The organism is Magnetospira thiophila, assembly GCF_054657015.1.
The window spans coordinates 1457910-1471179 of the sequence record NZ_BAAHXF010000001.1; the positions used below are offsets into that span (position 1 = coordinate 1457910).

The following is a 13270-nucleotide window of genomic DNA, read 5'->3' on the forward strand; positions in this document are numbered from 1 at the left end:
AAGCTCCCGGTTCCCTTTTCCCACTGTGATGGTCATATTTCATGCTCTCTCTTCTTGGTCAGCTTTTCAAATTCATGAAGGTCTATCGTAAGTTCTGGATGGCTCCGTTGGTCATCGGCCTGCTATTGCTCGGCGGCCTTTTGATCGCCGCCCAGAGTACCGCTCTGTCGCCCTTCATTTACGCCATTTTCTAAGCGGGATACGGTCCTTGTACGTGCTTGGCATATCCGCCTTTTACCATGACAGCGCCGCCGCTCTGGTGCGCGACGGCGACATTGTGGCGGCGGCTCAGGAAGAACGCTTCACCCGTCAGAAACACGATCAGGGATTCCCGGGTCGGGCTGTGGCCTATTGCCTGGACGAGGCGGGCATAACCCTGGATCAGGTGGACTATGTTTGCTTCTACGACAAGCCGCTGCTGACCTTCAACCGGCTGCTCGAAACCTACTTGGCCTACGCGCCCCGGGGACTGCCCTCGTTCATCAAGGCCATCCCGGTCTGGGTGAAGGAAAAGATTTTCCAGAAAGGGCTGTTGCACAAGGAATTGAATCGGCTTGATCGGGGGAACATCAAGGAAAGCCAGATTCTGTTCAATTTCCACCATCACTCCCATGCCGCCAGCGCCTTCTATCCGTCGCCGTTCGACGAGGCGGCGGTGCTGGTCATGGATGGAGTGGGTGAATGGGCGACCACGACCATCGGTGTCGGCAAGGGCACGGAATTGACGTTGCTTGAGGAAATCCGGTTTCCCCATTCCCTGGGAATGCTTTATTCCGCCTTCACCTACTACCTCGGTTTCAAGGTCAACGATGGGGAATACAAGGTGATGGGGCTGGCCCCCTATGGTGAACCCAAATACGTTCAGCAAATCACCGATCACCTGATTGACGTCAAGGAAGACGGTTCGTTCCGTCTGGATATGTCCTATTTCAATTATGGTACCGGCCTGACCATGACCAACGCCCGGTTCCATGACCTGTTCGGTCGCCCACCGCGACAGACCGCCGATCCGTTGACCCAGATGGACATGGACTTGGCGCGCTCGGTACAAGTGGTGGTTGAGGAAATCATCCTCAAATTGGTCAAAAGCCTGCACGAACGGACCGGACAACAGAATCTCGTAATGTGTGGCGGCGTGGCACTCAATTGCGTGGCCAACGGGCGCATTCTGCGCGAGAGCCCGTTCGATAATATGTGGATTCAGCCCGCTTCCGGCGATGCGGGGGGAGCTCTCGGGGCGGCCCTGAGCGTGGTGCACTGTATGAGCAATGCCCCGCGCCCGGCGTTGGGTGGCGGGGAACGCGACCGCATGAAAGGGGCCTATCTGGGTCCGTCCTTCGAGCGCCGGGAGATCCAGGCCGCCCTGGACGGCTATGCGGCTGTTTACGAAGATCTGCCCGATGACGCCTTGTTTGACCGGGTAGCGGACCTGCTGGCGCAGGAAAAGGTCGTCGGCTGGTTCCAGGGCCGCATGGAATTCGGGCCACGGGCGCTCGGCTGCCGCTCGATCATTGGCGATCCGCGCTCTTCTGCCATGCAGAAGATCTTGAACCTGAAGATCAAGTACCGGGAAAGCTTTCGCCCCTTTGCGCCGGCGGTGCTGCGCGAACGGGTCGGCGACTACTTCGATCATCAAGGAGACAGCCCCTATATGCTGCTCGTCGATCAGGTCAAACGGGACCTGTGGCGAGACCTGAGTCCAGAAGACGAGGCCAAGCAGGGCTTGGACAAGCTCGGCGTGATCCGCAGCGACCTTCCCGCCATCACCCATGTGGACCACTCGGCCCGCATTCAGACGGTCCACGAAGACACAAATCCCCGCTTTCACAGGCTGCTTAAGACCTTCGAGGACAAGACCGGTTGCGGCGTTCTGGTCAATACCAGCTTTAATGTGCGCGACGAACCGATCGTCTGTACACCGTCCGATGCCTATCGCTGCTTCATGGCGACAGAAATGGATGCGCTGGTGGTCGGCAATGCCCTGTTGTTGAAGGAGCGGCAGTGATGGTGTTGGACACGACCCCGGCTTTCTCCGAACGCATCCTGGCCTGCCTGAAACAGCCGGGCGGTCGCGATGGCGATGGCCTTGAGCTGTCCGGTGAGGCCCTGCGCGCCGTCGGCAGTGGGGAGACTTATCCGTTTATCGAGGGGATTCCCTCGCTCTATGTGCCCCTGGACGGTGAGGGCGAAGATGTCACGGCCCGGGTCAAATCGTTCTACGAAGAGAACCCCTTTCCCAGTTACGAGGGATTGGAGGAGTTCGGCGAACTGGTCTCCAAGGGCAGCCAGAACCCGTTTTCGGCCCAGTTGCTGAAGGCCATCGGCTACAACAAGACGGTTCTCGAATGCGGCTGCGGCACCGGGCAGTTAAGCCAGTTCCTGCAACTCAACAACAACCATGTGCTGGGAATCGATATGTCCCTGGGCAGTCTGCGTCTGGCCATGGAGCACAAGCGGCGCAACCAGTTGGAACGGTCCAGCTTCGCCCAGATGAACATTTTCGACCTGGCGATCAAGGACAATGCGTTCGACGTGGTGATCTCCCACGGAGTGCTGCACCACACTTTCGATGCCCGCCGCGCTTTCTCCCATATCGTCAAGAAGGTCAAACCGGGCGGTATCGTCATGGTCGGGCTGTATAATCGCCCGGCGCGCCTGCCCACCTGGATCCGCTCCAAGCTGATCGGGCTGTTCGGCAACCGCATAGATTATGTGGTGCGCAATCGTATTCGTGATGAACGCAAGGCCGACATCTGGATCAAGGATCAGTATTACAATCCGCATGAAACCTGGCACTCGATCGACGAGACCATGGGCTGGTTCAGGGAAAACAACGTGGAATTCCTAAACTGTTCGCCAGCGATCCTGGGGACCGGCGGGGAAACCGCCGACTCGTTGTTTGACAAGACTGATCCCGGCACCGCCTATCAGCGGATGATCACTCAGATCGGCTGGCTGGGGACCATTGCCCGCGAGGGGGCATTGTTCGATCTCATTGGGCGCAAGAAAGCCTGACCAGAGAAGGGAAAAGCCCATGAAAACCATCGGTGTGGTCCCGGCGCGCATGGCCGCCAGCCGGTTTCCCGGCAAACCCCTGCATCCCATTTGCGGTCGGCCGATGCTCGAACATTGTTTCGAACGGTCGAAACTTTTCGCGGGATGGGACGGGCTGTTCCTCGCCACCTGCGACATTGAAATCAAGCAGTTCGCGGAGGCCAAGGGCTACCCGGTGCTGATGACCGCCGCCACCCATACCCGGGCCTTGGATCGGGTGGCCGAAGCGGCGGCCAATTGCGGTCTGTCTCTGGACGACGACGATGTTGTGGTCTGCGTTCAAGGGGACGAACCGCTGCTCGGCCCCGATGTGATCGAGGCGGTGCTCAAACCCTTCTCCGACGATCCGACGGTGAAGGGTACCATGCTGGCGGTGCCGATCCAGGATGAAGAAACCTTTCTCAACCCGGATATTGTGAAGATCGTCTCCGACATGGCGGGCGATGTTCTTTACACCTCCCGCGCCCCGGTGCCCTACGCCAAGGGGGGCTTCTCGAAAGATCTGGGAGCGATGCGGGTGGGCGGCATTTTCGGCTTCCGCTGGCACTTTCTGCGCTGGTTCACCGAAACCCCGGAATCACCGTTGGAGATCAAGGAATCCTGTGACTCGAATCGGATTTGCGACAACGGATTCCGGCAGCGTATCGCCCCCATTCCCTACCGGCCCTATGTATCGGTGGATAGTCCCTCGGACGTGGCGCGGGTCGAGGCGGTGATGAAGCAGGATGTCTGGTGGGGCCGGTACTGAGACGGAAATGATCCAGCCCGTGCACAAGAATGCCCGATATGCGCATATCGACGTGCTGCGGGCGATTGCCGTGCTGATGGTCATGTTCCAGCATCTTTACCACCCCCTGCTGTCGGCGACAGTGACTCCCTGGCCCATTTTCGAAACCCTGCATCAATGGGACGTGCGGTTCGATTTTGGGCGCGGCGGGGTGTATCTGTTCTTCATCATCAGCGGATACGTGATTCCCCAAAGTCTGTTGAAATACCGGGACAACCGCACACGGAACTTCTGGATCAGCCGGTTTTTCAGGCTCTACCCCGCCTATTGGCTCTCGCTGGCCGTCACGATTGTCATTGGCCCGGCGATCTTTGCGCCCGGGGTCTACATTATCAATGTGACCATGCTGCAAGAGTTTCTCGGCGTCCCCGATGCGCAGGGGGTCTACTGGACCCTGGCGGTGGAAATGCTGTTTTACGGCCTCTGCACGCTGCTGGCTTTCTTCGGCATCCTGGACCGGGGGCAACGATTAGAAGGGGTCTTTCTCGGCATGGTCGGGCTCGGGGTTGCCGGGGCGCTGGTGCGGGCCGCGACGGACGTTCCGTTTCCCTTTGCCTGGCCCATGTTCCTGTCGCTCATGCTGGGCGGTGCGGTATTGCGCAAGCGGGACCGGGAAGGAAAAGCCGCAGACCTGCGACTGGCCATCGCCATCGGAATTTTTCTCGGACTGGGCCTGCTGGTTTCCCTGGCCGTCTATCACGACCCGGACCGGTTCCAGAAGCCCTGGACCCGGGAATTCGGTCCCTGGGCGGCGGCCGTTTTGCTTTTCACGTTGATCCATTTTGTTTTTCGAATCCGCTGGCGTCCGTTGGCCTTCGTGGGGATGGTCAGCTATTCGATCTATCTGTTCCATGTGCCGCTGGGCCATGTATTGGTTCACGGACTGGTCGCGGTCGGTTTTGTGGCGGCGGTGCCGTTTCCGGTTTCCCTTGCCGTGACCGCGCTGCTGATCTTCGGCGTTTCCAGTGTGATCTATTTCGTCATTGAACATCCAAGCATCGAATTCGGGCAGCGACTGATCGAGCGATGGTCCCTACCGAAACCCGAGGATGCCGAACCCCTTGAGGAGAAAACGCCCTCATGACTCGCATCGCCGTCACTTCCCGATCGTTTTCCCGCCATCCGGTTTTGCGGGCCGAACTTCTGGCGCGCTACTCACAAGTGACGTTCAACGATGCCGGTCTGTCCCTCGACGGGGAAAGCCTGATTGACTTCCTGCGTGGCCATGACCGGGCGATCACGGCGCTGGAGAAAATGACCGGCGCGGTGTTCGCGGCGTTGCCGGAATTGCGGGTGCTGTCCAAATACGGCGTCGGGTTCGACATGCTGGACTTAACGGCGATGGCCGAGCGGGGAATCAAGCTGGGCTGGACCGGCGGCGTCAACAAGCGCTCGGTGGCCGAACTGACCATCGCCCTGGCCATTGCCCTGTTGCGCCACGTGCAGGCGGCCAACCGCGAGGTGCTGGCCGGGACCTGGCGGCAGCATATGGGGTTGCACCTGTCCGAACGGACGGTCGGCATCGTCGGCTGCGGACACGCGGGCAAGGATCTGGGCATCCTGCTGCGGGCCTTCGGCTGTCGGGTGCTGGCCCACGACATCCGTGACTTCCCGGACTTCTATGCCGCGCACGGGGTCGAGCCCATGGGGCTGGAGGATTTGCTGCGCGGGTCAGATATCGTCACCTTGCACCTGCCGCGCGACCCCTCCACCGAGAATATACTTAATGCCGAACGGTTGGCCTTGATGAAGCCCGGGGCCTATCTGATCAATGCGGCGCGCGGCGGCCTGCTCGACGAGGTGGCGGCCAAGGCCATGCTGCTGGACGGGCGACTGGCCGGGGCGGCGTTCGATGTTTTCGCCCAGGAACCGCCCCGGGACGATGAGTTGCTGCACCTGCCCAATGTGATTGTCACGCCGCATATCGGCGGCAGCGCCGAGGAGGCGATCCTGGCCATGGGCCGCGCCGCCATCGCCGGACTGGATGACCACCGCCTGCCCGAACCGGGGGTGTTTCCGGAAGGCTACGGCGGCTATCGCTGATCCGGTTTCCTGGCCGAAATGTACCAACCAAAGCCCATGATCTTTCCCAGCCACAGTTCCAGCGGCGACTGGATGGGCCAGGGCGTTCCATAGACCAGAATGCCGCCCGGGTGAGTGCCGTAGCGCTTGATCTGCCAGCGCCGGTACAGCCGCCCAAGCTTGGGGATCAGGTAGAAATAGAACTCCCCCTTGCGCAGGGTGAGATCATTGAATTTGGCAAACAATTGCCGGATTCCGCCCGCCGTGTAGCAGCGGGTGATGGGGTTTTCCACCGTCTGGGCATTTTTGCCGCCCCATTCGGTGGCCTTGCCCAACCAGTTGCGGTCCTTGAACATCCGCCCGCGCAACAGCCCCTCGGCCAGCACCATGTTGATCCAGTAGTGCCAGGAGCTTTTGCAGTAGAGCAGGATCACCGCCCGTCCCCCGGGCTTGAGCACACGCAGTACCTCGTCCATGGATTTTTCGGTGTCCAAGGTGTGATGCAGCACGCCATTGGAATAGACGATATCGAAGCTGTCATCGGCGAACGGCAGGTTTTCCGCATCCGATTGCAAGGCCCGGCATTGCTCGGCCGTGTTGCCGAGCAGGTCGAACTTAGCCTGGGTCGCCCTGGCCCGGTGGAAGGTCAGATCCACCGACGTCATATGCGCCCCGTATTTGGCGAACAGCGCCGAATGACCTCCCGCGCCGGGGCCGATCTCCAGCACCTTTTTTCCCTTTAAATCAGACAACGGCATTTCCACCACCGCCAGATGACGGCGGTAACGGAACATGTCCTCCAGAGCGTTGAGGCCATCGAGTAGGCCTTGTTTCGACAGATCCCGGTCCACGTCCTCGTAAAGGGAATCGTAGAGGGATTTCCAGAAACTCTGGATGTCGGCCTTGGTCGGTTCGGATTTGTCTGGAACGCTCATGGCGGTTTGTATAACCATTGCCCCGGTTTCCCGCTACTGGCTTTTTATATTCCGGGTGTTCATCTTGCTCCAAGGGCTGCGCCGAAAACTCCGCCAACTGCTCGCCGACCCGGTGCTCCGGCGCTGGATGGTCGGGCGCGTTCTGGGGCGACAGGCCGGGGAGCCGCGATACGAAGCCCACTGCCCCCCCTATGCGACGGACCTGCTTCCCCTGAAGCCGGAGGTACCGCATTGTTCCCTTGCCTCGCTGCCCGACCAGGCCCCGACACGGCCCCTGAAACTGCCATTGCCCGGTCAAACGCTGCATCTGGAGGTGGGCGACGACGAGACGTTGTTCACACGCGAATTTGAAGATACGGAGGTGCTGCTCGGCCTGCACCGTTTTGCCTGGCTGCCCTGGGTCGGAGACAGCGTGGATACGGCCTGGGTGGATCGGCTGTGGCGGACCTGGTGCGATGCCCGCGGCGCGGAGGATGAATCCTGGGCCTGGCACCCCTACACGGCGGCAGAGCGGGCCATCAACATTTTGCGTTTTGCCCGACGGTTTGGACTGCCCGGAGATCGAACGCGAACCCTTGAGGTGCTGGCCGCCCACACCCCGGCGATGGCCGGACGGCTGGAATATTTCGGCGATCATCACACGGGCAACCACCTGAGCAACAACGGGCGCGGGCTCTATTTGGTCGGTTTGCAGATGGGCCTCCCGGAGGCGACGGAACTGGGGACCCGAATTCTGTTGCGCGAAGCCGAGCGTATCCTCCTGCCCTCGGGGGTGTTGCGCGAGGGCTCGTCCCATTACCATTTGCTGCTGACGCGCAATTACGCTGAATGCTGGCTGGCGGCGCTGGCCCATGGGCGGCCCGAGTCTGCCAAGCTGGAGCAGGTGACACGGCGCATGCTGGCGGTGATTCCGGCGCTGACATTGCCCGGCGGGATGCCCTTGATCGGCGATATCTCGCCGGATGCCGCCCCGGCGTTTTTTGCCGGACTGCTGCCGGGCGGCGATACGACGCAGGGCTGGACCGGCCTGCTGGATGCGGCCGAGCGGCACCGCCTTGCCGGACTGGATATTCCCCTGTCGGACCCGGCGGCGCTGGCTGCCGACGGCTGGCTGCGCGCTGATATGGGGGATTGGAGCGGTCTATGGCACGCCGCCCCGGAAGGCTGGAGCCAAATGCCGGGGCATGGACATCAGGATCTGGGGTCGTTTGAACTGCATTACGGGAACCAGCGGATTTTCCTCGACCCGGGACGCGGGGCCTACGGCGAGACCGGCGAGGCTGCTTATTACCGCTCGGGCCGGGCACATAATGGCTTGCTCATGGACGGGGCCGACCCCTATCCGGCCAACAAGCCCTACTACGATCCGACGTTTCGACGACGGATCGGCGGTGCGGTGCCACGATTGGAGCTATCGGGAGACAGGGTTTCTTTGAGACATGACGGCTTCGGGCGGTTGCCCGGCGTGGGCACGATCACCCGCTCGTGGCAGTTCGAGGGCCGGCGGATGACCTTGCGTGACGACATCTCGGGTCGAGGACGCCATCAAATCGTCCGTTCGCTGCACACCTTGTTGCCGGTCCGGATGGTGGGCGAGGAGGTTCTCCTCAATGGGCGTTTCCGGCTGCGGGCCGACCGGAAGATCACCCTGCACCAGACCCGGATATGGGAAGCCTACGGACAGAGCCGCCCGGGACACCGCATTGATGTGGCGCATCAGGGCCGCCTGCCCTGCACCGTGACCCTGCATCTGGAGGTGATGGACTGAGATGTGCGGAATTGCCGGACTTTTCCTGCCCCGTGGAGCGACCCTGGTGAGCGCGGACCTGGACGCCATGGCCCGGGTGATGGCCCATCGGGGACCCGACGGGGAAGGTCGACATGTTTCCGACGACCGGCGGTTCCAGGCCCTGTTCCGGCGGCTGGCGATCATTGACTTGGCGACCGGCGAGCAGCCGCTGATCGAGGGCAAGGGTGATCGGGTACTGCTGGGCAACGGCGAAATCTACAATTACCGGGAACTGCGTGCCTCCGAGCCGGACTATCCCTACCGCTCCAGCGGCGACATGGAGGTTATCCTGCCGTTGGCCCGACGTCATGGGGATGAGTTCGTGCATCAACTCAACGGCATGTACGGTCTAGCCCTGTACGAGCGCCAGCCGCATCAATTGCTGCTGGTCCGCGACCGCTTGGGAGTCAAGCCCCTCTATTGGGCCGAACTTCCCGGCGGTGGTCTGATTTTCGCCTCCGAAATCAAGCCGCTGTTTGCTTCTGGCTTGCTGTCGCCACGCATTGACGAAAGCGCGGTGTCGGCCTATCTGGCCCATGGCTGGGTCCCGGCCCCGCAAACCCTGTACGCGGGCGTGCGAAAACTGCCGCCGGGACATCTGTTGCGCGCCGGGGCCGATGGTGCAATCAGTGTGGCGCGCTATTGGCAACCCCGGGCGGCAATGGATCTTCCCGCAGATCCCCGAGATATTGAAACTCATCTGATCGACCTGTTGCGCGATAGCGTGCGGCTGCAACTGCGTAGCGATGTGCCGGTCGGGGCGTTGCTGTCCGGCGGCCTGGATTCCGGTTTGATGGTCGCCCTGGCGGCGGAACAGAGTGAACAGCCAGTCAATACCTTCACTGTGCGTTTCCCCGGCGCGACCTATGACGAAACGCCCCTGGCGCGGGCGGTGGCGGAGCGCTACGGCACCCGCCACCGGGTCATCGACGTGGACGCTCAGGAAGCCGGACGGTTGCTGCCGCAACTGGCCTGGTATGGCGAGGAGCCGCTGTTCGATGCCGCCCTGCTGCCCAACTATCTGATTGAAAAAGCGCTTTCCGAACATGTGACGGTGGCCCTGAACGGCAGTGGCGGCGACGAACTGTTCGCCGGATATGGGCGCTATTTTCCGCTGTCTGTGGAGCAACGGTATCTGAAGCTGCCGGGATGGCTGCGGCGCAGGGTCATCGAACCACTGGCCCCGGCCATGACCGCCTTTCAGCTGCGTCGGGCGGAAAAGTATTCCAGCGACCGGGCGGCCTATCTGCACGACCACATCAGCCATTTTCCGGCCCCGATGCGGGCCTTGATCGGCAACGGCATGGTGCCCCCGGGGGCGGCACAGCGGGAGGCCTTCGAGCGCTTTGACGGCCCGCCGCAAAGCGCCGCCCTGGCCGCCGACCTGCAAACCTATCTGGCCGACGATTTGATGTATCTGCTCGACCGAACCTCCATGGCGGTGAGCGTCGAGGGACGGGTGCCGTTTCTCGATCATCGGCTGGTCGAGGCGGCGCTGGCCGTGTCGCCCGAGGTGCGCACGCCGGGGGGCGAACAGAAGGCGCTGGAACGGCGCATGGCCGCCCGTTATCTGCCCGAGGCGTTGCTGCGCGCTCCGAAGCAGGGATTCGCCTCACCGGTTCCGGCCTGGCTGGAGGCGGGATTGGCGGAGCCCCTGCGACGGCTGCTGACCCGTCCGGCGACCCTGGAGCGCGGCTGGTGGACCAAAGCCGGTATCGAGCGCCTGCTGGCCGACCCGGCGCGCCACGGCTTCCGGGTCTATAGCCTGGCCATGCTGGAACTGGCGGTGCGCCTGCACGGCGAGGGCGACCGGATCGAGGATCTGGCCGATGTATGAGGGGGTCGATGTCAGTGTCATCATCCCGGCCTACCGGGCCGCGACGCATATACGGCGGGCTCTGGAAGGGGTCGCCGCGCAGACCGTCGCACCGGGGGAGGTGGTGGTAGTCGACGACGGTTCCGACGACGGGACCTTCGCCGCCACCGAGGCTTGTCGGGACCTGCTGGCTCCCCTTCCGCTGAAGCTGATCCGCCAGGACAACGCCGGGGCCGGGGCGGCGCGCAATCGGGCCATTGCCGAGGCGACCGGGGCGGTGCTGGCCTTCCTCGACGCCGACGACGAATGGTTGCCGACCAAACTGGAGCGCAGCCTCTATCACATGAATGCCGGAAATCATGTGCTGGTGGCCCATAACGGCTGGATCGTCGAGGGGGCGCGGGAGATGCTGAACGACTGCGCAACCCGCTTCAATGAGCCGCGCGATCCCTATGTCACCCTCTATCGCAAGGGCTACATCGACACCTGCACCGTGCTCGCCCGTACCGACGCGGTGCGGGCGGTGGGCGGCTTCGATGTCACATTGCCCAACGCCCAGGATTTCGAACTGTGGCTCAATGTGTTGAAGGAGCCGGGAACGCCGTTCCTGGTGTTCGATGAGCCGCTGTCGCGCTACCACATCACCCCGGGCAGCATCATGAGCAATACCCAGCGACGGCTGTCCTGTACCCTGGAAGTGGCCCGGCGCTACGTCCCGGCGCTGAAAAAGCGTGGTGCCGTTCTGAGCCACTTGCTGTTTCGAGTGCTGGCGGTGCACCTGGAGGCCCTGGCCGCCTATCGGGCACGGGGGGAGTATCTGGCGGCGCTAGGGACGCTTCTGCGACTCCCCTGGCGGCTGATCCGGGCGCGATAAGCCGCAGGCTCCATCCGCCACCGCGATCAGCTCGAACAGAAACCGGCTCGGGGCCAGCGCGCTGAGGGTGCGGGACTGGAACTTTTCCACCTCGAAGGTCTTGAGACTGTGGAAACAGTTGTCCCATTGGCGTTCCCCCCCCGACCGCCATTGTTTCCATTGATCGGCGGGCAGTAACAGATGGGTCACCCCGAGGGTATGCAAGGCATCAAGGAACTCCTGCGGCTCCTTGGCGGTCGGCGCGAGATCGACGACCCCCTGCGTATAGGGAGAGACGAACAGGTTGGGGATGTCCAGATAGTACATGATTTGCCGCTCCGAATGGAACAGCAGATCGGACTTTGATAAATGGGCGTTGATCCAGGGCACCACGGAATAGCCCGACAGGCTGCGCGTCAGATAGGCCTCTCGAGTCTCCGAGCCCAAGACATAACGCACATATTTCAAGCCGAAGACAGTGGCTCCGGCAAATTGCAGCGCGATGACCGCGACCATGGCAGCCAACAGGGGAGCCCGAAGTTGCCGGGTGTCGGTAAAGCGCACGGCGGCGACGGTAAAACAGATCATCAGAAACGGAAAGACTGTCAGGAGATGGCGGACCCGCTGCGAGGGGCCACTGAAAAACCATAAGACATAAAACAGCAGCGCCAAAAGGGCGTAGGTGCTGACGGCACTGTTCCGCAGCCGCGCCCGGAAAGCCCAGACCCCGGCCAGGGCGAACGGCAACAGGACCAGCCCGAAGGGGCCAAGGCCGATGCGACGGCCTTCGGTCGCCGCCGGGGCGTCCAGGGTGACCAGGAAAGGATAGAGCAGGAAATTGAGCGGGGTGCGGTCGAACACGCGCTCGTTTTTCAGAAAGTTCTGACCGAAAAAGTCGTTCTGCGCCTGCGTCCAGAGGACCAGATCGTCGCGGCCCAGCCACTGAAACAGCATGGGGAAAAAGGGATCACCCGTGTGGACGGCGTTCCAGACATACCACTGGGACCCCATTGCCAGGGCTGCCAGTCCGAACAACAATCCGTGCAAAAACCAGCGTTTTTGCATCAAAAGGGCAATGCCGCAAACGGCGGCAAACAACAAACCGATATATTTGGAGCCAATATAAAATCCCGTTGCCAGCCCGGCCAGCAGGGCAAAGCGCGGATTGCCGGTGGACAAGGCTCGGGCGACAGCCCAACCGGAAAGTAGGGCAAATAGCGTCATCCTGACTTCCACCTGACCGGTTCCGGCCCCGTAAATCACCGCTGGAAGGGTCAGAAAGATCAGCGCCAGTGCCAGCCCCCAGTTGCGCGTCAGCACCTCCCGCACCAGAATGTAGACCAGGGCTCCGGCGGCCCATCCGGTAGCCATGGTCCAAAGAGTCATGGCCCGTTCCCCCCCCAGGGCGAGGACCGGCAAAAAGGTCATCTGGGTGAGGTAGGGAATGGCCCCGTCGAGCGGGCGCAGAATGAACAACAGGCTCCCCCGCTCGAGAAACAGCTTCGGGGCGTTGAAGTGATAGGCCAGGGTATCGGCATCGGCTGGCGGTGAAAGAGCCTCCGCCAAATCCAGAAACAGCACCCCCCCGATCAATACAACAAGGGTCCAGCCCCAGGAATCGAGCTTGTCCGTGGCGGCGAGGGCGCGCCAATCCAGGAACGGCAACCCGGCGGCACCGATTAGAAGCAGGGCGGCCAGCCAACCGGGCGTGAGCATTCCCGCCAGTCCGAGGAAAAAAACCAGCCACCCCAGGAGACCGACGCCCAGAGCGAACGAAAGAATGCCGCGCGTTCCCGGTGCCGTACATCGTGTCAATCCGAGCAGGCGCAGCAGCCCGGCGCCCCATCCCAGGCAACTCAATACCTGCAAGGAGAGGGCAAGCAGGGCGCTCATGTGCCCCTCAAGGCGCGGAGGATGGGTCCGGCGAGCTCACCAAATTGGGCGAGATAGGCGGCCACGGCCAGGATCACCCATAGCCAAAAAATTCCTGCGATCAGAGGCCTGTTTTTCGGTG

General features: G+C 62.0%; 11 protein-coding genes. 9 read left to right on the top strand and 2 right to left on the bottom strand.

The features are described from left to right. Positions 1-41 precede the first annotated feature (41 nt). From ACYQ1P_RS07145 to ACYQ1P_RS07170, 6 genes are read left to right on the top strand one after another with little or no spacing between them, the layout of a single operon-like run. A complete protein-coding gene (locus ACYQ1P_RS07145; protein ID WP_460019651.1) occupies positions 42-194 on the top strand; it encodes a DUF5989 family protein in 153 nt (50 codons plus the stop codon). Between the two features lie 20 nt (positions 195-214). Further along, on the top strand, positions 215-2005 hold the full coding sequence (locus ACYQ1P_RS07150; RefSeq protein ID WP_460019652.1) for a carbamoyltransferase family protein: 1791 nt from the start codon (positions 215-217) through the stop codon (positions 2003-2005). Next, positions 2005-3015: a class I SAM-dependent methyltransferase gene (locus tag ACYQ1P_RS07155; RefSeq protein WP_460019653.1), complete on the top strand. Its 1011-nt coding sequence runs from the start codon at positions 2005-2007 to the stop codon at positions 3013-3015. The genes ACYQ1P_RS07150 and ACYQ1P_RS07155 overlap by 1 nt, the downstream gene beginning before the upstream one ends. Before the next feature lie 19 nt (positions 3016-3034). Further along, positions 3035-3802 (top strand): 3-deoxy-manno-octulosonate cytidylyltransferase, encoded by a 768-nt coding sequence (locus ACYQ1P_RS07160; protein ID WP_460019654.1) that lies wholly within the window; start codon positions 3035-3037, stop codon positions 3800-3802. Positions 3803-3809: 7 nt separating this feature from the next. Beyond that, complete coding sequence (locus ACYQ1P_RS07165) at positions 3810-4925, top strand: acyltransferase family protein (RefSeq protein WP_460019655.1); 1116 nt, start codon at positions 3810-3812, stop codon at positions 4923-4925. Further along, positions 4922-5884, top strand: a complete 963-nt coding sequence (locus ACYQ1P_RS07170; RefSeq protein ID WP_460019656.1) for a phosphoglycerate dehydrogenase — start codon at positions 4922-4924, stop codon at positions 5882-5884. The genes ACYQ1P_RS07165 and ACYQ1P_RS07170 overlap by 4 nt, the downstream gene beginning before the upstream one ends. Here ACYQ1P_RS07170 and ACYQ1P_RS07175 read toward each other — a convergent pair. Next, positions 5875-6816, bottom strand: coding sequence for a class I SAM-dependent methyltransferase (locus ACYQ1P_RS07175; RefSeq protein WP_460019657.1), 942 nt, complete (start codon positions 6814-6816; stop codon positions 5875-5877). The two genes, ACYQ1P_RS07170 and ACYQ1P_RS07175, sit on opposite strands and share 10 nt — an antisense overlap. On the opposite strand from ACYQ1P_RS07175, the gene ACYQ1P_RS07180 reads away from it, so the two are divergent. The 3 genes from ACYQ1P_RS07180 to ACYQ1P_RS07190 are packed head-to-tail and all read left to right on the top strand — an operon-like array spanning position 6797 to position 11277. Next, complete coding sequence (locus tag ACYQ1P_RS07180) at positions 6797-8566, top strand: heparinase II/III domain-containing protein (RefSeq protein WP_460019658.1); 1770 nt, start codon at positions 6797-6799, stop codon at positions 8564-8566. The two genes, ACYQ1P_RS07175 and ACYQ1P_RS07180, sit on opposite strands and share 20 nt — an antisense overlap. Position 8567: 1 nt before the next feature. Beyond that, a complete protein-coding gene (gene asnB, locus ACYQ1P_RS07185) occupies positions 8568-10424 on the top strand; it encodes an asparagine synthase (glutamine-hydrolyzing) (RefSeq protein WP_460019659.1) in 1857 nt (618 codons plus the stop codon). Then, complete coding sequence (locus tag ACYQ1P_RS07190; protein ID WP_460019660.1) at positions 10417-11277, top strand: glycosyltransferase; 861 nt, start codon at positions 10417-10419, stop codon at positions 11275-11277. Before asnB ends, ACYQ1P_RS07190 begins: the two co-directional genes overlap by 8 nt. Here ACYQ1P_RS07190 and ACYQ1P_RS07195 read toward each other — a convergent pair. Continuing rightward, positions 11230-13149, bottom strand: a complete 1920-nt coding sequence (locus ACYQ1P_RS07195) for an ArnT family glycosyltransferase (protein WP_460019661.1) — start codon at positions 13147-13149, stop codon at positions 11230-11232. The genes ACYQ1P_RS07190 and ACYQ1P_RS07195 overlap by 48 nt on opposite strands. Positions 13150-13270 lie beyond the last annotated feature (121 nt).